Source organism: Faecalibacterium faecis (assembly GCF_040096475.1).
Lineage (GTDB): Bacteria > Bacillota > Clostridia > Oscillospirales > Ruminococcaceae > Faecalibacterium > Faecalibacterium taiwanense.
Genome location: NZ_JBBMEP010000007.1, coordinates 1 through 26230, shown reverse-complemented (window position 1 = coordinate 26230; position 26230 = coordinate 1). Strand labels below are relative to the sequence as shown.

The window sequence follows — 26230 nt, the reverse complement described above, 5'->3', positions numbered from 1 at the left end:
TGAGAGGGTTTTCTTTTTTCTTTATTCTTCCACCGCTTCCAGCTTCAGGCCGAACAGCTTTTCCGAGAGGGACGGCAGCAGCTGCTGCAAAGCGCGGACATAGGCCATTACCACCGGATCCTCGCGCTTTTGTCCCAGCACGATGCCGAACCGGTGTCCCCTGCCCCAGTCCAGCACCCGCGCAAAGCTGAGATCCGGTCTGCGGTAATAGACTGCAGGAACCATCTTGAGCGCAGGATCCCCATAGGATGCGCTGCGGATGCCGCCCACCGGCGTAAAGTTCACTCCGCGCTCCAGCCCCTCCTGCAGCAGGCTGGTCTCGTAGACGGTCTGGTACATCTCTTTGACGGGCAGCCAGCGGTATTGCAGCGCCTGCTCCAGACTCAGCCTGCCCACCGGCATATCGGCGGGCGGGTGGATGGGAATGCACAGCTCCGGCACATAAAGCAGCGGGATGAAAGTGAACCCCTGCGCGTAAAATTCCGCACTTTCCAGCTGGAAAGAAAGGTCCGCGTCCCCTTTTTTCAGACTGCGCCAGACCTCGCTGCGACTGGCGCACTGCATCATAATAGACGTGTATTGCAGACACAGCTCGTTCGTCAGAGAAAACAGGTCGTACCCGAACATCCGCATCGCCTCATGGCTCCATGCAATGACCAGATGCCGTTCCGGCGGATTTTCCTGCTGCTGTACCGCACGGGCATGGCGCACTGCCTCCTGATACAAGGCCGTCAGCTGCTTTGCCTTGGGGTAAAAGTCCCGGCCTGCCGGGGTCAGGATCACCCGGCGCGGTACATGCTGAAACAGTTCAAACTGCAGCTGCCCCTCCAGCGTGCGGATCTGCTGCGAAAGCGCTGACTGCGAAAGATACAGTGCCTCTGCTGCTGCTGAAAAGCTGTCCATCTCTACGATCTTCACAAATCCTTCCAGTGCACTCTGGTTCATCTGCGCATCCTCGCTTTCTTACATTAGGATTTTCTAAATTATAATATAACACAATTGAATTGTAAAGTGCGTCACTCTACGCTACAATTGTTAAAGATTCAGCAAAGTGGTTTTCACCCTGCTGCACGATAAGAAGAGAAAAGAGAAAGAGAGCATCCCTATGAATAAGATCTCCCGCAAAGGCTTTCTGAAGATCGCCGCTGCCGCCGCCATGAGCGGTGTCACTGCCGGTGCTCTGGCCGCCTGCAATTCCGCCTCCAGCTCCACTGCCTCCGGTGCCGCCGGTCAGTACATTCCCGGCACCTACGAGGGCACTGCCGAGGGCATCTCCTCCACCGTCAAGGTCACCATGACCTTCTCCGACAGCGCTGTCACCGACGTGGTGGTGGATACCTCCGGCGAGACCGCTTCTTTCGGCGCTGCCGCTGCCGATGAGCTGCGTGAACAGCTGCTGGCTGCTGGTTCTGCCGAAATCGACGGTGTTTCCGGCTCCACCATCACCTCCGATGCCGTGATGAAGGCTGCCAAGAGCTGCTACGCACAGGCAAAGGGTGAGGCCGTGGTGTCCAGCGTGCAGCTGCCCACAGGCGACGCAAACGACTGGCTGGGCAAAGAGCCTGATATCGACGAGACTGCCATCACTGAGACCGTGGACACCGACATCCTCATTGTGGGTGCAGGCAACGGCGGTATGTTCGCTGCCGCCTATGCTGCTGCCAACGGCCTGAATTTCCGCGTTATCGAGCAGAACGCCAACGTGCAGGACACCCGTCACTGGTACGGCGCTGTTGATTCTGCTGCCGCTAAGGAGGCTGGCGAACCCGCCACCGATAAGGCAAAGCTGCTGAGCGAGATCTCCCGCTACGCCTCCGGTAAGTGTGACCAGCGCGTCGTCAAGACCTGGATCAATGAGTCTGCCGCTATGCACGACTTCATGCGCAGCATTCTGGAAGATAAGTACGGCTGGGTGTGCGATTTCACCTCCGGCAGCGAGGCTGCATGGCCCACAGAGAATGCTGAGCACAATACCGACTACCTCTTCCCTGTGCAGGAGCATAACTACATGGCCAGCGAAAGCGCATCTGGTCTGGCCCGCAACGAGCTGCTGCTGCAGTACATTCAGGAGCTGGGCTACGATGTGGACTTCAAGACCAGTCTGGCCAAGCTGGAAAAGAACAGCGAGGGCCGCATTACCGGCATCATCGCCCAGAGCGCCGAGGATGACCACTTTATCCGTTACAACGCCAACAAGGGCGTGCTGCTGGCCTGCGGCGGTTTCCCCGGCAACCCCTACATGATGGAGCAGCTGGACCCGCTGGGCACCAGCGTGACCACCGCCTGCTCCTACTCCCCCGCCGACAAGGGCTACGGCATCCGCGCTGCTGTATGGGCCGGTGCCAATCTGGACAAGGAAGCCGCTCCCATGCTGTTTGACCGCGGCGTTGTTGCCCCCGGCGTGGATGGCGGCTATGTGGATAGCGACTCCGCCTTTGGCGGCAAGGCCTTCCCCGGCAAGATCCGCCAGTACAACCCCGGTACCCAGCCCTTCCTGAAGGTGAACCGCAACGGCGAGCGCTTTGCCAACGAGAGCTGCCCCTACAACGATATCGTCTACGCTGCCGCCCACCAGCCGGGCCGCGTCTACGCACAGATCTGCGATGCCAACATTCTGGAGGACGCAAAACGTTTCCACACCATCGGCTGCTCTGCCCAGACCCGCAACGGCGGCGAGAAGTACATTCAGGGTAAGATGGACGAGGCTATTGAGGCCGGTGCATTGTTCAAGTGCGATACGCTGGACGAGCTGGCTGACAAGATGGGCTTTACCGGTGCTGCCAAGGACACCTTCCTTGCTACCGTGGAGCGCTACAATGAGCTGTACGACAAGCAGAACGATGAGGATTTCGGCAAGCCCGCTTACCGCCTGAGTGCCATCCGCACTGCGCCCTTCTATGGCTGCTGGCTGGGTGCCTCTCTGCTGACCACCGAGCAGGGCATTGCCATCAACGAAAAGGGTCAGGCGCTGGACAACAACAACCAGCCCATGGAGGGCCTGTATATCACCGGTGATATGTCCGGCAGCTTCTTTGCCAACAACTACCCCTGCCTGATGGCTGGTGTGGCCATGGGCCGCACCCTGACCTTCGCCATGAAGGCCGTCAAGCAGATGGCGGGTCTGGATAACGCCTGATCCAGCGCGGTTTTCCGGCACAACTTAAGCGTTTTTCCATTTCTTCTTTCTTCATGAAGAGAGGCGGTCCCTGTTTGGGGCCGCCTCTCTTTGCTATTTTTTCGCCACGTGCCCCCTACACAAATCCCCACGATTGTGCTATGATAAAGCTGAACAGCCGGTTTGTGCCAGACAACCGGCAAAATCGAGGTGTTTGTACAAATGTCTGATCTCCTTGAAACTCTGCAGCAGGAAGGGGTAGACCCCGCTCTGCTGGAAGCAGTCCAACAGTACCGCGCTGCCCATGCCCTGCCGGACGCACTGCGCCCGCGCATTCCTTCCCCTGCCTTTACCTACTACGGCAAACAGGTGTGGGAGCAGGCGCTGGCGGCGCTGCTCTGCGGCGAAAACCTGCTGCTGGCAGGCGGAAAAGCCACCGGCAAAAACGTGCTGGCCGAGAACCTTGCCGCCGCCTTTGGCCGTCCCGCATGGGACATCTCCTTCCATGTGAACATGGACGCAGCATCCCTCATTGGCATGGACACTTTTGCGGACGGTCAGGTGGTGTTCCGGCCCGGCCCGGTATACCGCTGCGCCCAGTGCGGCGGCTTTGGTGTGCTGGATGAGATCAACATGGCCAAAAACGAAGCGCTGGCCGTGCTGCACGCGGTGCTGGACTTCCGCCGCGCCATCGATGTGCCCGGCTACGACCGCATCCCGCTGGCGGAGGAGACCCGCTTTATTGCCACCATGAACTACGGTTATGCCGGCACTCGTGAGCTGAACGAGGCCCTCACCTCCCGTTTCGTGGTCATCCAGATGCCCACCATTACGCAGGACGATCTGGAAAAGCTGCTGCGGACGCAGTTCCCCGATCTCGCTTCCAAGTATGTGCGCCAGTTTGCACTGCTGTTCCTTGACCTGCAGAAAAAATGCGACAGTGCAGAAATTTCCACCAAGGCGCTGGATCTGCGCGGTATGCTGGATGCCCTGCGGCTGATCCGGCGCGGCATCCCGGCAGGCGCGGCACTGGATATGGGCATCACCAACAAGGCCTTTGACTCCTATGAGCAGGGCCTGATCCGTGATGTAATCGCAGCGCGCATTCCGGCCAAGCTGGATGCCGCCAAGCTCTTTGGCTGATGGACGCCCAGAGTTACACCGCGCAGGAGCGGCGTGCGGCCAATCAGGTCTGGGCTGCTGCAGGAGCCTATGGCTTTGAGCCGCTGTTTCTGGCCCGCTATACCGACGGCACCACCGATTTTTACATGAACACTGTCGTGGGCCTCATCCACAAATATTACGGTGACGCGCTGATCCGCAGCGTCTTTGACGCATGGGACGGTGATCTGCGGCAGACCATGCTGGACGACATGACATGGCTGTATCTGGAAAATGCAGCCTATCGGCTGGAGCTGCCCCGCCGCCCGGTTCTGGAAGCGCTGCGCCATGCCCATGCAGATTACTTTTTTGCGATTCAATACAAGCTTTCGCGGCAGGAGTGGATGGCAAAAAATCAGCTGGTCTACACCATGCAGGCCGCACGCTGGCGGCGTGTGCTGGGCCGCACCGACCCGGTGATGACCCCTTACGAGTCCGGCCTTGCCGCCGCGCTGGCCCCGGAGCATGTGCCGGAGCCGGAACAGCTGAAAGCCGAAATTTTATCGATCTACGCAAAATTCAACCTGTTCGACGGCACTGTGCACCAGAGAGCAGCTTTGCATCTGCATCTGGACGGCCTGCTGGAAAAGCTTGCCACCAAAGCCATGCCCACCCAGATGATCAAAACGGACCGCGTGACCGTGGAACACTCAAGCTCCGTGGATGCTGTGGGCGGCGGGCTGGCGGTGGACAAGCGCCGGGCCCACATCACCCTGAAGCAGAATGCCGCGCAGGACAGAGCCTACATCGAAAGCTGCTTCGGCCGCTCTCTCTACCCGCCGGAACGGCTGCGCAAGGCTGAGCAGGAGCTTTGCGTGGGCGACCATCTGGGGTGCCATTTGTGGTTCAGTGCCGGTGTGCCAAGCCCGGAGCAGGCTCCCACACCGGAAGCAAAGCATCTGGCTGAACAGGCTGAGCTGCAGGCCGACCGCAACCGCGCTTATTACGCCAAAAATCGGGAACTGCACCGCAGTGTGGTGCTGCGGCTCACCGAGCAGATCCGCAACTGCATCCTTGTGCACCAGCAGCCCAACGCCCGTGTTGCCCGCAGTGGCAACCTGAACGCTGGGCGCATCTGGCGCGCACCACTTTTGAACGATGACCGGGTGTTTTTGTGTGCCGAGGAAGAGAACCAGCCCTCTTTTACGGTAGACCTTTTATTGGACGCATCCGCTTCCCGCCTGCACTGTCAGGAAGTGATCGCGGCTCAAGGATCCATTTTGGCCCAGAGCCTTGCGGCCTGCGGGATCCCGGTGCGGGTGTCCAGCTTCAGCAGCCTGCGGGGCTACACCGTACTGCGGGTGCTCAAAGGCTTTGCAGACAAAAACCTGCAAAACATCAACCGATATTTTGCTTCCGGCTGGAACCGTGACGGCCTTGCCCTGCGGGCCGCAGGCGACCTTTTGCAGTATGTGCCCGGTCCTGCGCCGCGGCATCTGCTCATCGTGCTGACGGACGCTTCGCCCAACGACAGCCGCCGCATCCCGCCCAGTGCAGAAAACCCGCTGGGCTGCGGTTACGAGGACGCTGCCGGTGTGGCTGACACTGCCGCGCAGGTGCGTGCGCTGCAGCGCATGGGCATCCGGGTGTCGGCTGTGTTCATGGGTGAGGACAGCTCTGCCGGTGCCGCTGCACAGATCTACGGCAAAAACATGGCCCGTATCCGCGGCATGGACCAACTGGCCCGCGCGGCCGGGCGGCTGATCCAGAACGAGATCCGTGAACTGGGCGATTGAACCATATTTTACCAGAACAGCCCACAGATGGGAGGCTTTGGCCTTGCCGTCTGTGGGCTGTTTTTGATACAGAACACAACTGATTCACTCTTGCAACAACCATGTTTCGGGTCACTGTTGCAGGATGCGCGGAAATATTTTGTTTTTCAGCAAACTTATAGTTGTTTTTTGTTGCGAAGTATGCTATACTATGTTCAGTCAATAAAACATTCCTGCGTAAGCCGCCTGCTGTGCACCGGGTCGTTTGGCGCAGTGCCCATCCGTTATACAACGAACTGCTGTGTTATAGTTTCAGGAGGGAACCGATCATGGATGCCAACCGTTATTTTGATGCCATGCACAACGCTATGTCAGCTCAGCACCCCGGCGCGCAGCTGCTTTTAACGGTAAAGCTGCAGGACACCTGCGGCAACGATGCCTGCCTGGAGCTGAAGCAACTGCCCGGTGAGAGCACCTCCATTCTGTGCTACTCCACCATGGGTCGCCGCTGCCTGAACTTCCAGCTGTTCCGCAAGGGCTGGCAGCTGTGCCACAACGCCGATGGGCAGCTGGTGGGCCGCTTCCCTTCCAGCGCCGACGGCCTGATCGACGAGACCGATTTCCGCGCCTACTGCCGTGAGGACCGGCTGGATATGGCCCGCACCCAGCGCATCACCGCCGAGCTTCGCCAGTGCGCCGGTATCAATTATCAGGGCAGCATCCCGCAGAACGCCCGCACCGGTGCCGTTATTACCGTGGAGAGTTTTGTAGGGGCCGGTGCTCGCTGGACCTACTGGAGTCAGGATGTTCTGCCAAGCCTGCCGCTGGGTGCCATCCTCTACTGGCTGGCGGATCATCTGGCCGGTGCCGAGCGCCGCACCCTGCAGGCCGACCCGCAGGCAGCCCGCCTTGCCGCCCAGTGGCTGGCCGGTGATACAGCCGTATTCTTCCATCCGTCGGTGCCGATGACCGCCATGAATACGGTCTCTTCCGGCTCTGCGCCCGCACGCCGCCGCACCACTGTGCCCGCTGCCCGCAACAAGAGCTGGCAAAGCATCATGGCCGTGATGGCAGGCATGTGAACGAAAAAGCAAGGAAAGACCGATCGTCTCTCCTTGCTTTTTCAGTATTATTCGAGGTACGGGTCCAGCAGGGCATCCACCGTTTTGTTCCGCTTGGGGTTCGGCTTTTTGATCACATGGCCGCGGCAGACCACCAGTTCCAGATGCTGCAGCGCACGCAGGTCTTCCAGTGGGTTGTGCTTTGTCACAATAAAATCTGCGCTCTTGCCCGGCTCAATGGAACCGGTTACGTCTCCTACTCCGGCCAGCTGAGCATTGCGCAGGGTGGCCGTGTACAGGGCGAACTGGTTGCTTACACCGCAGTATTTGTGGAAGTAGCACAGCTCCCGCCAGAAATCGTACTGGGTGATGTAGGGGCAGCCCACGTCATTGCCCAAGGCCACCGGGATGCCGTTGGCAAGGGCGGTCTTTGCGCTTTCCACCACACCGTCAAACACGATCTTGCCGTTATACTGGTCCTTTTCCGATGCACCGGAAACCGCCGTATCAAACAGTGCGTAGGGCAGCGCCGGGGAGATAGTGGTGCACACAAAGGCTCCCCGCTCCTTGTATAGCCGGATGGTCTCATCATCCATCTTTGCGCCGTGCTCAATGGAATCCACGCCGTTTTCCAGCGCCACCTTTACGCCCTCTGGCGACTCGGTGTGTGCCGCCACGGTATAGCCCAGCTTGTGGGCCTCGTCGCAGACGGCTTTGACCATTTCCGGCTTCATCTTCAGCTCGCCGGGGGTTCCCTTTTCCGTAGCATCCAGCACACCGCCGGTGATCATCAGCTTGACAAGATCCACCTTCTGGCCGCTGGCCTTTCTGAGCTGAGCAAGTGCTTCGGCATTGTTATGGGCTGCCACCGCCACCGAGCCTGCCATATGTCCGCCCGGCACCGAAATGCCTTCGTTGGCAGCAAGGATGCGCGGTGCCAGCAGCTTGCCAGCTGCAGCATCATCACGGCAGCGGGTGTCAAAATCTGCAATGCCGCCCACGGTGCGGATGGTAGTCACGCCACCCAGCAGTTCCATCTTCGCGTAGCTGCATACCAGCCTGTAGGCCACCGCACGGGTCAGGCCATTGCTCAGAATTTTGCGCACCAGCGCAGCATTGTCCCGCGGCTTTGCGCTGGGTTTGCCGTTGCCTGCCAGATGCACATGCAGGTTGATCAGGCCCGGGCACAGATAGCCTCCGTGCAGATCGATCACCTCATAACCGTCCAGATCCACGCCCTCGTCGGCAATGGCAGTGATCTTATCATCCTCGGTCAGCAGGATCTTGTGCGCTTCCGGTTGCATCTGCTCGGTGCCATCCAGCAGGATCCCGTTCGTATAGGCACGTTTCATTGGGAACATCCTCTCTTTTTCAGATTTTTCGGACAGGAGTTGTTTTATTCCAGTATAGCACGTTCCGGCAGATGGTGCAATGCAAAAACGGGCAGGAAAGGTTCAGCCCTCTCCTGCCCGCTCGGTGTTTTTATTTACTGTGCGGCTGCGCTGGAAGCTGCTTCGGAAGCAGCAGCCTCAGAAGATGCGGCTTCCGAAGAAGCAGCTTCGCTGGATGCGGCATCTGCGCCGCCGGTCACGCCGCCCTCAACGACCAGCTCATCCTCATAGTCAAGGCCGTAGGTATCCACCAGAGTCTCCTCATAGTCCTTGTGGAAGAAGTTCTCCTCGCCCAGAGCCTTGATCTCCTCGTTCAGCCAATCCAGAACGGTGGTGTTGCCCTGGCTCACTGCGGGAGCAATGGTGTCCTGACTGCCCAGAGAGGGAATGCCGACCGTGTAGCCGGTGTTCTGCTTTGCAAATGCAATGACCTCGGTGTTATCGTTGGCCCATGCCACGCCGTTGCCGTTCTCCAGTGCATTCTTGGCCGTTGCATAGGAATCGTACTTCTGCAGCGGAATGTCGGGGTACTCCTTGGTCAGGTAGGTCTCGGCGGTGGTGCCGGAAATGACGATCATCTGGTCGTCAGCGTTCCAGTTGTCCAGAGTGGTGATAACGTTGCTGTCCGGAGAAATGACACCCAGAGCCACGTTCATGTAAGGCAGAGCAAAGTCCACTTCCTCTGCGCGCTCCGGGGTCACGGTGAAGTTTGCCAGGATCACATCCGCCTTGCCGGTCTGCAGGTACTCGATGCGGTTGGCAGCCTCGGTGGAAACGAAGTTGATCTCTACGCCCAGATCCTCGCCCAGACGGCGTGCAAAGTAGACATCATAGCCCTGATATTCGCCGTTCTCGTCCACATAGCCGAACGGGTTCTTATCGGAGAACACGCCGATGTTGATGGTGCCGGACTCCTTGATCTGATCCAGAGTGCGGTAGACCACGCTGCTGCCGGATGCTGCAGTTGCAGTAGAAGCAGAAGAAGAGCCGCCGCATGCGGTCAGAACAGCGGCAGCGGAAACTGCGCCCAGACCCAGCAGGAAGGAACGACGAGAAATCTTAGACTGTTTCATAATGATTACTCCTTTACAAAATCTTTCCCATTTGGCTGCGGAACACCCGCAGCCTTTATCTTGATCTGTGACTCATTTCACAGCATCAAACGTGAAGGTGCGCAGGAAGCGTTGCGCGCGCTCGGTCTTGGGCCGGTCAAAGAACTCGGCCGGTGCAGCTTCTTCCACGATCTTGCCGCCATCCAGAAAGATGACACGGTTGGCAATGGCACGGGCAAACTGCATTTCGTGGGTGACGATGATCATGGTCTTGCCCTGCTTGGCAAGGTCCAGCATAACGTCCAGCACCTCGCGCACCATTTCCGGATCAAGGGCAGCGGTCACTTCGTCAAACAGAAGGATCTCCGGGTGCATACACAGTGCGCGCACGATGGCAACGCGCTGCTTCTGTCCGCCGGAAAGCTCCCGCGGGTAGCTGTTTTTCTTGGCAAGCAGGCCCACACGGTCCAGCAGAGCTTCGGCCTCCTGCTGCACTTCCGCTTTGGGGCGCTTCTGCACTTTGGTGGGTGCCAGAAGCACATTGTCCAGCACCGTCATGTGCGGGAACAGCTCGTAGCTCTGGAACACCATGCCGATGCGCTGGCGCAGCTGAGTCAGATTTTTACCGCCGTAGGCAACGGTCTCATTGCCCAGCCGCACCCGGCCGCTCTGGGTGGGCTCCAGACCATTCAGACAGCGCAGCAGGGTGCTTTTGCCGCAGCCCGAAGGGCCGACCACCACGATGACCTCGCCGGGCTTGACAGCAAAGCTGATATCATCCAGCACGGGGGTCTCGCCATAGGCCTTGATCAGATGTTCAACAGTCAAAATAGGTTCTGCCATGTACGGTCACTTCCATTTCTTTTCGAGATAGGATGCCAGCAGACTGATGGGCCAGCATACGAAGAAATATAACACGAAAACCGTGAGATAAATGCCAAACGCTGCGTTGGGGCTGGCGGTGCGGTTGGCCTCGATGATCTGCTGTGCTACCTTGATCACTTCCACCACACCGATCATCAGCACAAGGCTGGTGGTCTTGATCATGCGGGTAATCAGGTTGATGGACAGCGGGATCAGGCGGCGCACCGTCTGCGGAATGATGATGTACCAGTAGGTCTGCGCACGGCTCATGCCAAGGGCCTCGGCGCTCTCATACTGGTGCTTCGGAATGGAGATCAGCGCACCGCGCACAAGGTCGCTCATTTCTGCGGTGCCCCACAGCACAAACACGATGATGGATGCCGTCTCGCCGGAAAGGTTCCACCCAAAGGCACGGGTGGTGCCGAAGTAAACGAGGAACAGCAGCACCATCTGCGGCATGATGCGGACGAACTCCAGATACAGCCGCAGGACCGCCTTGATAACGGGGTTGCGGGAGGTCATGAGCACGCCCAGCAGGATGCCCAGCGGCAGGCTGATGATCACCGAGACGGCGCTGATCTTGAGTGCAACGCCAAGGCCGCCCAGCAGGCGAGCCATGTTTTTGCCCTTGAACAGGACATCAAGACCCAAATCCAGCATAGCGCAGCCTCCTTTCGATCAGGCTGCCCACAATGGACACCGGCAGCAGAATGATAAGGTAGAACACCACCAGCAGGAACAGACATTCGATGGTTTTGGAGTACATGCCGATCAGGTCCTTTGCCGTGAACATCAGGTCCATCAGGCTGATGGCGCTGAACACGCTGGTCTCCTTGAGCAGGAAGATCACATTTGCCATGAAAGCCGGCATACTGGTGGACATGGCCTGCGGCAGAATGATGTAGCGCATGGTCTGCCAGCGGTTCATGCCAAGGCTGTAGGCACTCTCGGTCTGGATGGGCTCAATGGCTTCCAGACCGCTGCGGAACGCTTCGGCCATGTAGCTGCCGCCCAGAAACGCCAGACCGGCAATGCCGCAGATCTCGGCATTGGTGCGGATGCCCACCTTGGGCAGGCCATAATAAATGAAGAACAGCTGCACCAGCAGCGGTGTGTTGCGGGACAGCTGGATGTAAACACCCACGATCTGCCGCAGAACGGGCACCTTGTCATACTGGATCACTGCGCAGGCAAGGCCAATGATGATGGCAAAAATGATGCCTGCAACGCCCAGCCGCACGGTAAGTACAGCGGCCTTCTGGTAGAGCGGCAAATATTGCTGGATCGCATTCCAGTCCATTGCCGGATTCCTCCCTTGTATCCTGATTTGCGGGTCAAAACAAAACGCCCGGAAGCTCCCTTTTCAAGTAAGCTCCCAGGCGGTCAGCGACAGATCCTTCTGCGTGTTCCTACACAGAATATGCAGATATGCTCACACGGCATACCATACTGCAGGGCGGCCGGTCCGGGAAGCGTTTGCGGTACAACAACACATTGCGCAACAACACATCATAGCCGTTTCCTCCCTGAATGATCTCAATTTTCGGATTTGCTCGACCCGATGCACGTAGTTTACACCCTATTACCCATTATGTCAATATGATTATGGGACTTCTTTCGATTCTTTGCTCATTCAGCCTAAAATCATCTCATTCCATGTGTAAATTTTATTCATTTTTCAACTTGACCGTATGCGTCGTGCGGACAGCAAAAAGCCCTCCCGTCGGGGAGGGCCGGGCCGGATAAAGATTTCTTAGGAAAGTTTAAGAAACAGCCGGTTTTGCTTTCTGCTGCCATATGCTCCCCTCCTGCCTTTTCTTTTATAAATAAGTATCATGATCTCCCGGGAAAAGTGCAACCAAAAGGCACCGGCTTGTGCAAAAAAGCCGGTGCCTTGAGGCAGGAATATTTTACAGGTTCAGCAGCACATTGGCCCGGAAAACGTTGCCGCCCGTTTCCACCGTCAGATTGCCGTGATACCTGTGCACGGCAGTTTCGACGGAAACAAGGCCGATGCCCTGTCCGTCATGCTTGGTGGAGTGCAGAACGCCGCCCTGCTTTTTCAGCACGCCATCGTAGCGGTTCTCCACCATCAGGCCCATCATGGCCGGGCTGAGCATCCGGGCCAGCACCTTAATCTGCCGTTCTTCCGGCGGCAGCTTCTGGCTGGCATGGAGCGCATTTTCCAGCAGGTTGCCAAGAATGGTGCACAGGTCGGCCTCCGGCAGGGGCAGGAGCTTGGGCAGTTCCAGCTTCCATTCGATCTGGATGCCCTGTTTCCGGGCCTCGTAGTCGTAGTGGCCGGCAAGCGCATCCACCGCAGCGTTGACGCACAGGGTGGGTCTGGCATCGCTGAGTTCGCTCTCGTACTGGCTCAGGTAGCTTTTCAGTTCATCCAGCCGCCCGGCCTCGGTCAGGCCGGAGATCACATGCAGGTGCTGGCGGAAATCGTGCCGCAGGTGGCGGGTCTGTTCCAGATAGCTGCGCAGCTCCATATAGCGGCGGGACTCCACGGCCAGCAGTTGGTTTTCGCGGTCCAGCTGGGAGCTGCGGGCATACTCCTTTGCCACGCGGTACATCTCGTACAGCAGCAGAAAGATGCCCAGCAGCGAGATGCTCACTGCCAGCACCGCGATGATGCGGATGCGGTTCATCAGGATGACGCCGATCTCCTTCGGCATACAGAACACCAGAAACGCCGCGTACAGTGCCGGCAGCGGCCATGCCGACTCCCAGAAGGCTTCGCCGTGGTACTCCTGCAGCAGCCACCGGCTCCAGCGCACTGCCGTAAAACGGAAGATGGCGCTGAGTATCACCGAGAGAGTCAGGCAGATGACCGAGGTGCTGGGCAGAAACACCGGCTGTGCATTGTCCAGCTCAGCTTCCGCGTTCAGCACAATGGCAAGCAGGGTGCACACAGACATCATCACTGCCGACACCGAGAACAGAAACATGGTCTGGCTGATCGATACTTCCCGGTCGGTGCGCCAGCGCAGCAGCCAGAAGCTGATGATGAGCAGCGGGATGAGCAGGAAGTTCGTTTCCATGTCCAGCATGCAGCACACCGCTGCGCCAGCCAGACCCATCAGTGTGATCGCCGACGCACCGATGGCATAAGTTTTACGCGGTGCACGCAAGTGCTCCTGCAGCGAGGCAAGGCAGAGGTATTCTGCCGGATACATCATTGCAAATTCCAGAAAAAAACGTCCAAACAATGCAAAATTCACAAGCGCTCTCCTTTCCGGGTCAGAATTCCCGCTGCATACCACGGAACTGGTACTGCGTAAATTGGGCAAGCAGGCTGTTTTTGTCCTTCTGCCGCACCGGCAGATGAGTCCCATCCAGCATTTCAATGCAGTCGCCCTCAAACCGCAGCACCTTGGACATGTTGATGATCACGCCGCGGTTGCACACCAGAAATTCCGGCTGGGTCTGAAGCTGTTCCTGCACCTGTGCAAAATTTGCCGTGGCCCGGCACTCGCCGTCATCCGTGACCACACGCACATAATGGTTCTGTGCCGTAGCATAGTAGATCTTGGTCAGCGGCAGCCGCACGATCTGCCGAGCAATGCGCACCTCCAGCTCCGGCTGCTGACGGCACAGCACCCGCCGCAGCTCCCCTGCCAGCTGCTCAAACTTTTCTTCCTTATAAGGCTTGAGCAGATAATCGAATGGATGTACCGGAAAGGCATCCCACACGTACTCCGGCGAGGATGTCACAAACACGATCAGCAAGTCCGGGTCGGCCGCACGCAGCCGCTGCGCCGTTTCAATGCCATTGGTGCCCTCCATGCAGATGTCCAGAAACACCACCTGATACCCTTCGCGCCCGCCGGCCCGCAAAAATTCATCTCCGCTGGCAAAACAGCTGCAGGATATGTTCTCATTTTCAAATGCCTTTTTCAGCAGCTGTTTCAACCGTTCGGCATCCGGCTTGCTGTCTTCCACGATCGCCGTCTGCAGGTTCATTGCTGCACCCCCTGTTCCTTCTGCTTCCCTGTTTTTTATATTATAGCACAAGTTCCGCCTTCCGTGGTCTGCCATTCGCGCACAAAACAGCCCGTTTCGCGCAGGTTGCGGCAGTGGGCAGAAATTTTTGTGTGTTTTCCTGCTGCAATGCAAAACAAAAAAGGCACCACACAATGTGTGATGCCTTTCTGATCTGGTGGAGAATACCGGGATCGAACCGGAGAACGAAGTGACAGCTGTTCGCATTGACTTCGTTGCACAATATGGATATAATATAATTAGAATTTTACTATTATAGATCGTTCAGGAGCAGGAGGTGCTTTTATGAATATCCGTCCATCTGCAGCGATTCGTCAGAACTACAACGAGATCGCCGATCTGTGCAGAGAAACCGCTGAGCCGATTTTTCTCACCAAAAACGGCGAGGGTGACTTGGTCGTCATGGACATCGAAACCTACAACCGCCGTGAAAAAATGCTGAAGCTCCGCGAAGAGCTGCTTTCCGTGGAAGAGGACCGGATGCGTGGAAGCGAGGGCTATTCGATCGACGAGGTCACTTCCATGATGCGCAGTGCGATCAAGGAGGCCGCCGGACATGGAGCAGCAAAATAAATACCGCGTGATCGTGTCAGCACGGGCTGCTCAGATGCTGGTGTCCCACGCCGCATTTCTGGCACAGGTCAACCCTGCAGCAGCAGAGCGGCTTACAGTGGAATTTGAAAAGGCTGCAAAATCTCTGGAGCAGATGCCGCAGCGCTGCCCATGGCTCAAAGGCGAATACATTCCTAAAAATGCTTACCGATTTATCTTGTTTGAAAAACGCTATATGCTTATCTTCCAGATCGTAGATCATACGGTTTATGCAGATCATGTGGTAGATTGCAGACAGGATTACGGCTGGCTCATCCGATGATCAACAAAGGCGGTGGCTTTCCCTTTTGTGGGAAGCTCCCGCCTTTTTCTGCGTCTGTATAAAAAAAAATCACCATACTTCCTACGAAGTACAGTGCTTTTTTGGTGGAGATTACCGGGCCGATTCTGATCACGGTGACCCTCTTGCAGTCCATGCACGGCGCTCCCCTGGGTGAGCTAAGCCCTCACTCGTTTGGCAACAACAAAAAAGGCACCACACAATGTGTGATGCCTTTCTGATCTGGTGGAGAATACCGGGATCGAACCGGTGACCTCTTGCATGCCATGCAAGCGCTCTCCCGAACCACGCACTCACGCACCCCCACGCAAAGGTGCGAGGATGGACGATATTTGGCGTTAGAACGCTTTATTTCGAGAAAGACACATTCTCACCCAAAAGCAACGCTGTTGCTTAAACGAGTTTCATTGACGATGTATAGTTTACATCCTGTTTCTAGGTGTTGTCAAGATGTTTTATCCCCCTTTCGACACCAAACAGGTTAAATTCTTCTTATTTATTAAGCTAAAAAGCGCAATTTTGATTTTCAAAATCGGAATTGCGCTTTTTATTTTCCACAAATCTATTGCGAGGAGGCTTCCTACAATGTCAACATCGTACCGCCACCGTTTCACAGTACTGTCGCATGCCCCTTGATTACTTCTACGGACAAGTCGGAGAGCTTTTCTCATTCTACCGCATCCCGAAAGCACTCTTTTTAGAGTCACGCTTCCAAAACCTGTCAACCGATGCCAAAACACTGTACGGTATCCTGCTCGACCGCATGAGCCTGTCTGCTAAAAATGGCTGGCTGGACGAGCAGGGCCGGGTGTTTATCATCTTCACAATTGAGGATGTCAAGAGGGCATTGTGTTGCGCAGACAACAAAGCGACCAAGCTGCTGCGGGAACTTGAAGAATTTGGTCTGATTGAACGAAAACGTCGAGGCTTGGGCAGGCCAAGTTTGGTGTATGTGAAAAACTTTTCGGCAGAATCGTCAAAATCAATATTCCAGAATCGTGATTTTCACGATTCTGGAGGCTTCAAAAGCGCAAGTCAAGACCCTGCAAAATCACGATGTAATAAGACTGAGGAGAATAGTACTGAAAAGAGTGAAACTTATCCCTTCTATTCCGAAGAAGATGATGGGATGAGCAAACACGAACAACTGGAAGAATATTTTTCGCAGTCTTTGGAGTTAGACATCCTGCTCCGGCTCTGCCCGGACGATGAGGACACAATCTATCAAATCGTGGATCTGCTGGTTGACACCTGCGCCACCAATCGCAAGATGCTGCGCATTGCCGGGGACGACAAGCCCGCCGAAGTGGTGCGCAGCCGGTTTATGAAGCTGAATGCCGACCATATCCGCTTTGTGCTGAAGTGCCTTGCAGAGAACAGCAGCCCGATCCGTAATATGAAACAATATCTGCTTGCTTCTCTGTACAATGCACCCACCACGATGCAGCTTTCCTACCAGAACCAAACAAACCACGACCTAGCGAATCGGAGGTGATGAAAATTTCAAAGAAAGCAACCACGATTGCCATCGTCAATCAGAAAGGCGGCACCGGCAAGACCACCACCTGTGAAAATCTGGGCATCGGGCTGGCAATGGAGGGCAAGAAGGTCCTACTGGTGGACGCTGACCCACAGGGGTCACTTACCATTAGCATGGGCTGGCAGCAGCCCGATGAACTGCCCACGACCCTTTCCACCCTGATGGCAAAAGCCATGAACGATCAGAGCATTCCGCCCGGTGAAGGCGTTTTGCATCATGCGGAGGGCGTTGACCTGATTCCGGCGAACATCGAACTGGCAGAGCTGGAAGTGTCTCTCGTCAACTGCATGAACCGGGAAAAGATGCTCAAGCAGGTGCTGGACAGTGCAAAGCACGAATACGACTTTATTCTGCTGGACTGCACTCCTTCCCTTGAGATGCTGACTGTCAATGCCTTGGCAGCCGCGGACACCACCCTGATTCCGGTGCAGGCGCAGTACCTGTCTGCAAAGGGTTTGGAACAGCTTTTGCAGACCGTCCAGAAGGTTCGGCGGCAAATCAACCCCAAGCTGAAAATTGAGGGTATCCTGCTGACTATGACCGACAGCCGCACCAACTATGGGCAGCAGATCGACAATCTGATTCGGGGTGCTTACGGCAGCAAGATCAAGGTGTTCGACCAGACCATTCCCCGGTCTGTCCGTGCTGCGGAAATCAGTGCTGTGGGCAAAAGCATCTTCCAGCATGACCCCAAAGGCAAGGTGGCAGAAGCCTATAAATCTCTGACCGAGGAGGTGATGGCGAATGCCGAAAGGCAGCTTAAACGTGTCGCTGAAAGGGGCAGATGACATTTTCTCCACCGAGGAATCCCGGCAGGAGCAGCAGCGGGAACAGGTGCAGCAAATCCCCATCGGAGAGCTGTTTCCTTTCAAAAACCACCCCTTTAAGGTTTTGGATGACGAGTCCATGCAGCGCACGGTAGAAAGCGTGGAACAGTACGGTGTGCTGTCTCCGCTGATTGCCCGCCCACGCCCGGAAGGTGGCTACGAGATCATCTCCGGGCACCGCCGCCAGCACGCTGCACAGCTTGCCGGGCTGGATGCCCTGCCCGTTATCGTCCGTCAGATGGATGATGATGCCGCTGTTTTGCTCATGGTGGACAGCAATCTCCAACGTGAGAACATTCTGCCCAGTGAAAGGGCTTTCGCTTACAAGATGAAGCTGGAAGCAATCGAACGAACTGTTGGACGACCCAAAAATGTGGGACAAGTTGTCCCAGATTATTTCGGGAAACGCAGTACAGAGATTGTTGCTGAAGGAACAGGCGAAAGTTATAAGCAAGTCCAGCGTTTTATCCGCCTGACCAACCTTATCCCGGAACTGCTGGATATGGTAGACGAAAAGAAAATTGCTTTTAATCCCGCTGTGGAGTTGTCCTATCTGGACGAAAGCCAACAGCGGGATTTTTTAGAAGCGATGCAAGACACCCAGAATGCTCCATCCCTTTCCCAAGCGCAGCGGCTCAAAAAGCTGGCGCAGGAAGGGCACTTCTCGTATGACGTTGCCTTTGCCGTTATGGGAGAAGAAAAAAAGGACGAACTGGACAAAGTGGTCATCAAAAACGACACCCTGCGGAAGTATTTCCCACGCAGCTACACCCCGAAACAGATGGAGGACACTATCATCAAGCTGCTGGATCAGTGGCAACGCAAACAGCAGCGGCAGAATGAACGCTAACTTATACCGTAACGAAGGACCCGATGGGGTCTTTTTCTTTTGCAATCAAAAGGAGAAAATGCCTATGAAAAACAACGTTACCCGCACCATCCGCTCCGAGGAGATCACCATTGACGTGCGTATCTGCGCTGCACTGGCGGCAAACCGGGGCGGCGAGGTCTACCTCGCAGCCATTGCCCCGGATATGGAGCTGACCGTCATCACGCTGGATGAGGCTCCCGGCATTCTGCCCTGCTTTGAGGAGGACGATGCTTGCCTGAACCTCCCTGACACCTCGCTGCTGCTCTGCTACAATCCGGCGCAGGTGCTGAAGATGGGCGGCAAGCACTACCTGACCGGCTCGGTGATTCTGGTTCGCACCAACATGGACGGCGAGGTCATCTCGCTGACCATTGATGAGGTCTACTTGTTCCAGAAGTATCTGGAAAGCCACAGCATCACCCTGATGGCAGATGACCAGAAGCTGCCCTGCATCTGCATTGACTGAGAGGTGCTGCATGAATACCGAAATGACCTGCTATGAGAGTTTCGCAGAAGTCACGGAGGACTTTTACTGTTCTGCCGTTGATGTTTTGAAGATTCTGGTTCTCCATCTGCACGACTACCATGCTCGTTGCTTCCATTCTCTGCGGGATGCTCTGTACGACTGTTTTTCTACCGATACCGCACCGCATACTCATGCCAATGTTTCCACTAAGCATACCGTTACCGCGTCTTGCGCTCCTCGTCCTCCCTGAGAGGATTCTTCTCACTGTTCAATCAATAGGAGGTTCGTTATGAATTTTATTTATTCGTTTATCATTTTTGAAGCTGGTGCCTTTTTCGGCTTCTTTGTGGCAGCTCTGTTGAATGCCGCCCGTGCCGGGCAGGAAATCACCATCAAATTCAAGGAGGACGATAATGGAACAGAACGAGAACACTCTGTCGGTGCTGAAAATTGCACCGGGACAGTATCCGCAGCAGGTCGAGATCGATGGCATGGAGTACGGCTCTGCCCGGTGGGGAACTCCGAAGGACATTGAGCCGTTCATGGCACCAAAGTTCGCCGACAACATCATCCTAACCAAAACAGAACGCCTGATGATGTCCAACCGCCCGCCGGACCCCAAGAATGCCCGAAACAAAAATGTGCTGGTAGTCGGCGGCTCCGGCAGCGGTAAGACAAGGTTCTTTATCAAGCCGAATCTGCTGCAATGTGATTCCAAGAATTTTCCGGTATCATTCGTAGTTACAGATCCGAAAGGTAGTATCGGCGTGGAATGTGGAGAAGCCCTGTTAAAGCACGGCTACAAGCTAAAATTCTTCAACACCATCAACTTTTCCAAGAGTATCCGCAGCCGCGAGATTTCGGCCTGCCTTGTGCTGCAAACCAGAAGCCAGTTGAAAGCCATCTACAAGGATAATGCGGATACCATCGTGGGCAACATGGACAGCCAGATATTTCTGGGTGGCAGCGAGCCTACTACCCTTAAAGATCTTGCCGAAGCACTCGGCAAGGAAACCATCGACAGCTACAACAATTCCGATACCCGCGGCAATAGCCCAAGCTATGGCACCAACTACCAGAAACTCGGCCACGAGCTGATGAGCCGGGATGAGCTTGCTGTTCTGGATGGTGGCAAGTGCATCCTGCAGCTGCGCGGTGTCCGCCCATTTTTGAGCGACAAGTACGATTTGACCCAGCATCCGAACTACAAATTAACATCGGATGCCAACCCCAAAAACGCTCTGGATATTGAAAAATATCTGAGCCATAAAGAAAAAATCCACTCGGATGACCAGTTCGTCCTCGTGGATGTTGATTCACTCCCGCCCGCCTGACAAAGACGAGCGGTTATTTTTTACCCTGGCCCAAAAGGCGCGCCAGCAAATCAGCGCTTGCCGCAGTTTGCGGCAGTTCATCACTGGATTTCAGGTGTGTGCAGGGTCACTTTTTCAAAACAAAGGAGATGCAATTATGGAATTTTTCAACAGTGCAGTGGATGTTCTGAAGACTCTGGTCGTTGCTCTGGGTGCCGGTCTGGGCGTGTGGGGTACTGTCAACCTCATGGAAGGCTACGGCGGCGATAATCCCTCCGCAAAAAGTCAGGGCATGAAGCAGCTGATGGCTGGCGGCGGCGTTGCCCTCATCGGCATCACCCTGATCCCGCTGCTGAGCGGTCTGTTCGGCTAATCCCTTCTACCGTTCAATTCAACGAAATCATCTACTGACCCAAGAAATACACCAGTAAATCAACTCTCACCGCAGCTTGCGGGATAGGAACAAACAGATTTCAGGTGTGTGCGGAGTCATTTTTTCAAAGCAAAGGAGATATAGCTATGGAATTTTTCAACAGTGCAGTGGACGTTCTGAAGACTCTGGTCGTGGCACTGGGTGCTGGTCTGGGCGTGTGGGGTGCTGTGAACCTCATGGAAGGTTACGGCGGTGATAACCCCTCCGCAAAGAGTCAGGGTATGAAGCAGCTCATGGCTGGCGGTGGTGTCGCCCTGATCGGCATTACCCTGATCCCCCTGCTGAGCGGTCTGTTCGGCTAAAAACTGCGGGCGGCATCTGCCGCCCATACATATTGCTCCAACTCACCGTGGCTAACGGTTTTTGTACTTGTGGAGCGAATTTTCAAGCCATACGTTCTATCAAAAAGGAGATGTTTCTATGAATTTTTTGACGAACCTCATCTTTGTTCTCAACCTGCTCAAGACCCTCATCAACCATTTCTTTTAAGGTGGTGGCGCTGAGTGGAAACCGTTCTCAAAGCAATCTCCGATTGGATCAAGTCACTGCTGACAGCTGCGATCATGTCCAATCTTTCCGGCCTGTTCGATGACGTCAACACCCAAGTGGGCAACATCGCACAGCAGGTCGGCACCAAACCATCCAGTTTTGAACCGCGCGTTTTCGCTATGATCGAGGCCCTCTCCCGGAATGTGGTGCTGCCCATTGCAGGCATCATCCTGACCTTTATTGCCTGTTATGAACTAATCGAGATGATCACCCAGCACAATAACATGGCACAATTTGAACCTGCGCTGCTGATGAAATGGATCTTCAAAACTGCCATTTCGGTCTGGATGATCTCCAACACCTTCGACATCATCATGGCGGTGTTCGATGTGACGCAGCAGGTGGTGGCAAATTCCAGCGGCATTATTTCCGGCAACACAAGGGTCAACGACATCGGGCTTTCCATGCTGCAATCCAGCATGATGCAGATGGACGTAGGCCCACTGTTCGGGCTGTTCTTGCAGTCCTTCTTCATTGGCATTACCATGCGCATCCTGTCCATTGTGATTTTCGTCATCGTCTACGGAAGAATGATTGAAATCTATATGGCCGTCAGTCTGGCTCCCATCCCGATGGCAACATGGGGCAACCATGAGCAATCCCATGTGGGACAGAATTATCTTCGCTCGCTGTTTGCGCTGGGATTTCAGGGCTTCCTGATTTTGATCTGCGTGGCGATCTACGCAGTTTTGCTTCAGAACGTCGCCATATCCGGGGATGCCATCAACTCCATTTGGAGCATTGTCGGCTATACGATTCTTCTTTGTTTCAGTTTGTTCAAGACCAGTTCTGTGGCCAAGAGCATACTGGGTGCCCACTGATTGGAGGTGTTTTTTTGGCAGCGTATATTTCCGTGCCGCGCGATTTCAGCAAGGTGAAGTCCAAAGTAGCCTTTAATCTGACCGCCCGGCAGCTTATCTGTTTTGGTGCAGCGGCAGTTGTGGGCGTGCCGCTGTTCTTTGTTCTGCGGGACACCGCAGGCAATTCCGGCGCTACCCTCGGCATGATGGCGGTCATGCTGCCCATGTTCTTTCTGGCGATGTACCAGAAAAACGGACAGCCCGCCGAAAAGATTCTGCGGTACTACCTTCAGGCACGTTTTGTTCGCCCGAAGGTGCGTCCGTACAAGACCCGCAACTACTATGCACTGCTTATGAAGGGAGATGACACCCGTGATTCCGTTTCTGAAAAAGAATAAGGACGGCAAAAAGCCGCCCAAGTCCACAGTGCCCCGCACGGCACAGGAGAGCATCCCGTTTCAGCGGATGTTTGAGGACGGCACCTGCCGTGTCCGCCCCGGCTACTACACCCGCACCATCCAGTATCAGGATATCAACTATCAGTTGGCGCAGCAGGAGGACAAGACCGCCATCTTTGAGGAATGGTGCAGTTTTCTCAACTTTTTCGACAGCTCCATCCACTTTGAACTGTCCTTTGTGAACACTGCTACGGACAGTGCAGACTTTGAAAAGTCCATCCGTATCCCGTATCAGCAGGATGGTTTTGACGATGTTCGTGCCGAGTACAGCCAGATGCTGCGGCAGCAGCTTTCCAAGGGCAACAACGGCCTGACAAAGACAAAATTCCTGACCTACGGCATCGAGGGTGACAGCATGGCGCAGGTCAAACCCCGGTTGGAGCACATCCAGAACGACCTGATGAACAATTTCCACAGACTGGGCGTTCTGGCAAAGCCGCTGGACGGTACGGAGCGTCTGCGGCTGATGCACGGGATGCTGAACATGGACGGTGCCAACAAGTTCCACTTCAACTGGAAAGACCTTGTGCCCAGTGGTCTGTCCGTAAAGGATGCCATTGCACCCACTGCGCTGGCGTTTAAGAACAGCCGGACCTTTCAGATGGGCGGCATCTTCGGGGCGGTCAGCTTCCTGTCCATCACGGCATCCGACCTCAGCGACCAGCTCTTGAAGGATTTTCTGGACATGGATTCCAGCCAGATCGTTACCATGCACATCCAGTCCGTTGACCAGAACAAGGCCATCAAAACCATCAAGCACACGATTACCGAACTCGATAGATCAAAGATCGAGGAACAGAAAAAAGCCGTCCGCGCCGGATACGACATGGACGTGTTGCCGTCCGATTTGGCGACTTACGGGCGGGATGCAAAAGCCCTGCTGAAAGAATTACAGTCGCAAAACGAGCGGATGTTCCTTGTCACTTTTCTGGTGCTGAACACCGGCAAGACCGAGCAGGAACTGGAAACCAACGTGTTTCAGGCGGTCAGCATTGCCCAGAAGCACAACTGTGAACTGTGTCGGCTGGATTTTCAGCAGGAGCAGGGGCTTATGTCCTCGCTGCCGCTGGCAGACTGCCAAATCGAAATTCAGCGGGGACTGACCACCAGCAGCACGGCAATTTTTGTGCCGTTTACTACGCAGGAGCTGTTCGACAATGGCAAAGAAGCCCTCTATTATGGCCTGAACGCCCTGTCCAACAACCTTATCATGGTGGATCGCAAAAAGCTGAAAAACCCCAACGGTCTGATTCTGGGCACTCCCGGCTCTGGCAAGTCGTTCAGCGCAAAGCGAGAAATTTGCAATGCTTTTCTCGTCACGGATGACGACATTCTTGTGTGCGATCCTGAGTCGGAGTATGCGCTTATGAAAAACAAGATTATTGGTATCTGCCCGAACTGCGGTGCAAATGTTGTGGAGCGTGAAAAGGGCTGGTTCTGCGAGAACCGAGAGTGCCGTTTCGTACTGTGGAAGGACAATGCGTTCTTTAAGCGTCTGGGCAAGCATCTGGACGCTCATGTGGCAGATAAGCTGCTGCGGGATGGCCGGGTCCGCCTGAAAGACTGCAAGAGTGCCAAGGGCAAGACCTACAATGCCACCGTGCTGCTGTCCTGTGAAGCCGATGGCCGCAGCAAGTTTTCGCTGGAATTTGAAGGTGGGTGCTGATGGAGCAGATAAAAGAAGCGGTCTACCTTATCAACGATGAACGCTATCTGCATCTCCGGGAAAACGGTGCAGGGGTCGGCTTTGCCACTTATAACAAGGTAACTGGCGAGCCGCTGGAAAGTGGGCAGATCTCGGAAAAGAATCTGCCGCCAGATGGACAAAACACCATCCCTGCCGCCCGGAACTGGTATCTGTTTGAACTTTCGGACGATGACCGTAAGGCCATCCAACAGGAAAGCGTAAAGATCCTCGAAAACATCCCGCAGGCGGGCATCGGCAGGCGGCGCATCTGGGAGCCGGAAACGCTGCCGAAGGATATTCGTCTCATCAACAGCCACTATGACGACCTCTACCGCATTCCCGATGGCGGAGTGATTCAGGTGGATTACCCGGATGGGCGCAGTTTTACGGCACGGGTGGAACATCTGGATGATTATCACTTTGACATGGGCGGTCTGGGCAATGTGTTCCACATCTGCCAGTTTGCCGAGGTCATGGAGCGGAACCATGCAGACTTCTACCCCGAAATTCAGACACAGGACGAGCAGGCCGCATGGGAACTGGGTGGCAAAGGTTATCTTGCCATCCAGTCCTGTGAGGATGGATGGGACTACACCATTTACCACAGCGATTTTTCCGTGATGGACGGCGGGCAGTTGGATGCCCCGGAACTGACCATTCAGGAAGCCCGTGAGCAGATTCTGGAAGCACACCACATGGAAAAGGGGCGGCGGCTGTTGCAGGACTACGATGCCGTCATGGATAAGGTTGCGGAAGCCGAGGAACTGGGTGCAGACCATCGCCCTTCCACACTGGAAAAGCTGGCAGAACTGGCAAGTGATACGTCTGCGCCAAAATCCTCTGCACGTTCTGCACCGGAACTGTGAGGTGGATGATGCAGCAAAAATGGAACCAGAATTTTGACGATGAACCCATGACGGACATCCCGCAGAAGTTTCTGAACGCAGGGTGCGATGTTTATATGGTGATGCAGCTGCGGCATGACGAAAAAATCCTCGATGAAAGATTTGCTTCCATGCGGGAACTGCATCGTCGGGGCAAAACGCCAGACCCGGAGCATTACGAGGTCACCTACTATGCTGATCTGCCCGCCATGTGGCAGGATGTGCCGAACAACGAGGTTTTGGAAGAACTATTTCAGATGTTCAACCTCTCCCGTCCGCAGGATTTTGAGGGGCACAGCCTGTCGGTCAGCGATGTGATCGCACTTAAACGCAATGGCGAGGTGTCTGTGCATTATGTGGACAGCATCGGCTTCAAAGAACTGCCGGGGTTTCTGGATACAAAGCCGGAACGCCCTTCGGTGCTGATGAATCTAAAGGAAAAGTGCGATGCCCCGGAGTGCAATCCCACGGTATGCCGGAAAGTGAGGGCTGAACATGAACTTTAACCATGAGGAACTGATGCTGATGATGCTCTACAACACCGGCACCCGGATGGGGCTTGTCCACGAACTGCGGCTCATGCAGTGCTACCTGATGCCCGATGAAACTGCCCTGCGGGAACTGTCGGAGGGGGTTATCGAAAAGCTGAAGCTGCTGACCGATGCGGAGTTTGCCGAACTGGAATTTCCCCCGGACTGATTTTTGCCGCCTGCGGGCGGCGTACATAAAGTATTTTGTTCTTCCAAAAGATATGCTATAATCAAATCAGACAAAATTCCTCTCTTCAAGCGATTTCTCCGCAATTTTCCCGTGGCTCTGCTCGTATCAAGATTAAGGGACTGAATTTTATTGTCAGAACGGAGGAACCATTATGGCAATCTTTGAAAAGACCATCCGAAACAAAAACTTTGACAAGTTGCTCCGGAAGCTGGAAAATGAAATTCCAGACAGCAGTTGGTCTGCAGATTTGGAGGCAGGCAGTGATTTCAAAGAGGGCGATGCTCGGTGCAGTGTCCGGGTGTTTGAACGGTACAGCATGATGGGCGGCAACCGCCTGAGTCTGACTCTGACCATGTTCCAGAATGCGGACAGTCCGGTTCGGCTGTCTGCCATCACCGCAGGAGGCAGTCAAGCGGTGTTCTT

Annotated in this window: 27 protein-coding genes and 2 pseudogenes; 20 read left to right on the top strand and 9 right to left on the bottom strand. The window is 55.3% G+C overall.

The annotated features are described in order from the left end of the window. Positions 1–21 precede the first annotated feature (21 nt). Complete coding sequence (locus tag WMO17_RS04905) at positions 22–945, bottom strand: LysR family transcriptional regulator (protein WP_349137585.1); 924 nt, start codon at positions 943–945, stop codon at positions 22–24. A 160-nt stretch (positions 946–1105) separates the two neighbouring features. Here WMO17_RS04905 and WMO17_RS04900 point away from each other — a divergent pair, with 160 nt between their 5' ends. The 4 genes from WMO17_RS04900 (at position 1106) to WMO17_RS04885 (ending at position 7073) form a co-directional block, all read left to right on the top strand. Beyond that, a complete protein-coding gene (locus tag WMO17_RS04900) occupies positions 1106–3136 on the top strand; it encodes an FAD-binding protein (protein ID WP_349137584.1) in 2031 nt (676 codons plus the stop codon). 201 nt (positions 3137–3337) lie between these two features. After that, positions 3338–4258: an AAA family ATPase gene (locus WMO17_RS04895; protein WP_207699006.1), complete on the top strand. Its 921-nt coding sequence runs from the start codon at positions 3338–3340 to the stop codon at positions 4256–4258. Further along, complete coding sequence (locus tag WMO17_RS04890; RefSeq protein WP_349137583.1) at positions 4258–6012, top strand: hypothetical protein; 1755 nt, start codon at positions 4258–4260, stop codon at positions 6010–6012. The genes WMO17_RS04895 and WMO17_RS04890 overlap by 1 nt, the downstream gene beginning before the upstream one ends. Positions 6013–6320: 308 nt before the next feature. After that, entirely contained in the window at positions 6321–7073 is a 753-nt protein-coding gene (locus WMO17_RS04885; RefSeq protein ID WP_097777578.1) for a hypothetical protein, read from the top strand. A 47-nt stretch (positions 7074–7120) separates the two neighbouring features. On the opposite strand, the gene WMO17_RS04880 is transcribed toward WMO17_RS04885, so the two are convergent. The 8 genes from WMO17_RS04880 to WMO17_RS04845 all read right to left on the bottom strand — a co-directional run bounded on the left by WMO17_RS04880 (position 7121) and on the right by WMO17_RS04845 (position 14328). Next, positions 7121–8404, bottom strand: a complete 1284-nt coding sequence (locus WMO17_RS04880; protein WP_349137582.1) for an amidohydrolase family protein — start codon at positions 8402–8404, stop codon at positions 7121–7123. Between the two features lie 134 nt (positions 8405–8538). Next, positions 8539–9516: a substrate-binding domain-containing protein gene (locus WMO17_RS04875; RefSeq protein ID WP_082210876.1), complete on the bottom strand. Its 978-nt coding sequence runs from the start codon at positions 9514–9516 to the stop codon at positions 8539–8541. Between the two features lie 72 nt (positions 9517–9588). Beyond that, positions 9589–10338, bottom strand: a complete 750-nt coding sequence (locus tag WMO17_RS04870) for an amino acid ABC transporter ATP-binding protein (protein ID WP_005945732.1) — start codon at positions 10336–10338, stop codon at positions 9589–9591. Positions 10339–10344: 6 nt separating this feature from the next. Further along, the gene (locus tag WMO17_RS04865) at positions 10345–11019 is read right to left on the bottom strand and encodes an amino acid ABC transporter permease (protein ID WP_298637809.1); all 675 of its coding nucleotides are present in this window, start codon (positions 11017–11019) and stop codon (positions 10345–10347) included. After that, the gene (locus WMO17_RS04860; RefSeq protein ID WP_005945726.1) at positions 11000–11659 is read right to left on the bottom strand and encodes an amino acid ABC transporter permease; all 660 of its coding nucleotides are present in this window, start codon (positions 11657–11659) and stop codon (positions 11000–11002) included. The genes WMO17_RS04865 and WMO17_RS04860 overlap by 20 nt, the downstream gene beginning before the upstream one ends. 371 nt (positions 11660–12030) lie before the next feature. After that, positions 12031–12156, bottom strand: coding sequence for a hypothetical protein (locus tag WMO17_RS04855; RefSeq protein ID WP_349137581.1), 126 nt, complete (start codon positions 12154–12156; stop codon positions 12031–12033). A gap of 113 nt (positions 12157–12269) precedes the next feature. Further along, positions 12270–13586, bottom strand: coding sequence for a sensor histidine kinase (locus tag WMO17_RS04850; RefSeq protein ID WP_242961887.1), 1317 nt, complete (start codon positions 13584–13586; stop codon positions 12270–12272). Positions 13587–13605: 19 nt separating this feature from the next. Then, positions 13606–14328, bottom strand: coding sequence for a LytR/AlgR family response regulator transcription factor (locus WMO17_RS04845; protein ID WP_097775324.1), 723 nt, complete (start codon positions 14326–14328; stop codon positions 13606–13608). Between the two features lie 324 nt (positions 14329–14652). Here WMO17_RS04845 and WMO17_RS04840 point away from each other — a divergent pair, with 324 nt between their 5' ends. The 16 genes and pseudogenes from WMO17_RS04840 to WMO17_RS04765 all read left to right on the top strand — a co-directional run. Further along, the gene (locus WMO17_RS04840) at positions 14653–14940 is read left to right on the top strand and encodes a type II toxin-antitoxin system Phd/YefM family antitoxin (RefSeq protein WP_097775323.1); all 288 of its coding nucleotides are present in this window, start codon (positions 14653–14655) and stop codon (positions 14938–14940) included. Continuing rightward, positions 14924–15241 (top strand): type II toxin-antitoxin system RelE/ParE family toxin, encoded by a 318-nt coding sequence (locus WMO17_RS04835; protein ID WP_097775322.1) that lies wholly within the window; start codon positions 14924–14926, stop codon positions 15239–15241. Before WMO17_RS04840 ends, WMO17_RS04835 begins: the two co-directional genes overlap by 17 nt. A 643-nt stretch (positions 15242–15884) precedes the next feature. Next, on the top strand, positions 15885–16754 hold the full coding sequence (locus WMO17_RS04830; protein WP_349137580.1) for a DUF6017 domain-containing protein: 870 nt from the start codon (positions 15885–15887) through the stop codon (positions 16752–16754). Beyond that, complete coding sequence (locus tag WMO17_RS04825; protein WP_015565192.1) at positions 16754–17587, top strand: ParA family protein; 834 nt, start codon at positions 16754–16756, stop codon at positions 17585–17587. Before WMO17_RS04830 ends, WMO17_RS04825 begins: the two co-directional genes overlap by 1 nt. After that, the gene (locus WMO17_RS04820) at positions 17544–18476 is read left to right on the top strand and encodes a ParB/RepB/Spo0J family partition protein (RefSeq protein ID WP_015565191.1); all 933 of its coding nucleotides are present in this window, start codon (positions 17544–17546) and stop codon (positions 18474–18476) included. Before WMO17_RS04825 ends, WMO17_RS04820 begins: the two co-directional genes overlap by 44 nt. A 64-nt stretch (positions 18477–18540) precedes the next feature. Next, positions 18541–18963, top strand: coding sequence for a hypothetical protein (locus WMO17_RS04815; RefSeq protein WP_015565190.1), 423 nt, complete (start codon positions 18541–18543; stop codon positions 18961–18963). A 488-nt stretch (positions 18964–19451) separates the two neighbouring features. Then, positions 19452–20297: pseudogene (locus tag WMO17_RS04810) on the top strand (TraM recognition domain-containing protein); the annotation flags it as partial. A 136-nt stretch (positions 20298–20433) separates the two neighbouring features. Then, positions 20434–20649, top strand: a complete 216-nt coding sequence (locus tag WMO17_RS04805) for a Maff2 family mobile element protein (protein ID WP_291017160.1) — start codon at positions 20434–20436, stop codon at positions 20647–20649. Positions 20650–20795: 146 nt separating this feature from the next. Continuing rightward, positions 20796–21011 (top strand): Maff2 family mobile element protein, encoded by a 216-nt coding sequence (locus tag WMO17_RS04800; protein WP_015565185.1) that lies wholly within the window; start codon positions 20796–20798, stop codon positions 21009–21011. Between the two features lie 201 nt (positions 21012–21212). Next, complete coding sequence (locus WMO17_RS04795; protein ID WP_227619714.1) at positions 21213–22079, top strand: VirB6/TrbL-like conjugal transfer protein, CD1112 family; 867 nt, start codon at positions 21213–21215, stop codon at positions 22077–22079. Between the two features lie 14 nt (positions 22080–22093). Next, positions 22094–22456, top strand: coding sequence for a PrgI family protein (locus tag WMO17_RS04790; protein ID WP_154266063.1), 363 nt, complete (start codon positions 22094–22096; stop codon positions 22454–22456). After that, positions 22422–23903 (top strand): annotated as a pseudogene (locus tag WMO17_RS04785) (VirB4-like conjugal transfer ATPase, CD1110 family); the annotation flags it as partial. The gene WMO17_RS04790 and the pseudogene WMO17_RS04785, both read left to right, overlap by 35 nt. Positions 23904–24181: 278 nt before the next feature. After that, positions 24182–25069 (top strand): LPD16 domain-containing protein, encoded by an 888-nt coding sequence (locus WMO17_RS04780; RefSeq protein ID WP_117476774.1) that lies wholly within the window; start codon positions 24182–24184, stop codon positions 25067–25069. A 5-nt stretch (positions 25070–25074) separates the two neighbouring features. Then, positions 25075–25593, top strand: coding sequence for a YodL domain-containing protein (locus WMO17_RS04775; protein WP_349137579.1), 519 nt, complete (start codon positions 25075–25077; stop codon positions 25591–25593). Then, entirely contained in the window at positions 25583–25786 is a 204-nt protein-coding gene (locus WMO17_RS04770) for a transposon-transfer assisting family protein (RefSeq protein ID WP_015536785.1), read from the top strand. Before WMO17_RS04775 ends, WMO17_RS04770 begins: the two co-directional genes overlap by 11 nt. A 172-nt stretch (positions 25787–25958) precedes the next feature. Beyond that, positions 25959–26230, top strand: a 272-nt coding sequence (locus tag WMO17_RS04765) for a DUF6054 family protein (protein ID WP_349137578.1), incomplete at its 3' end; no start/stop codon positions are given.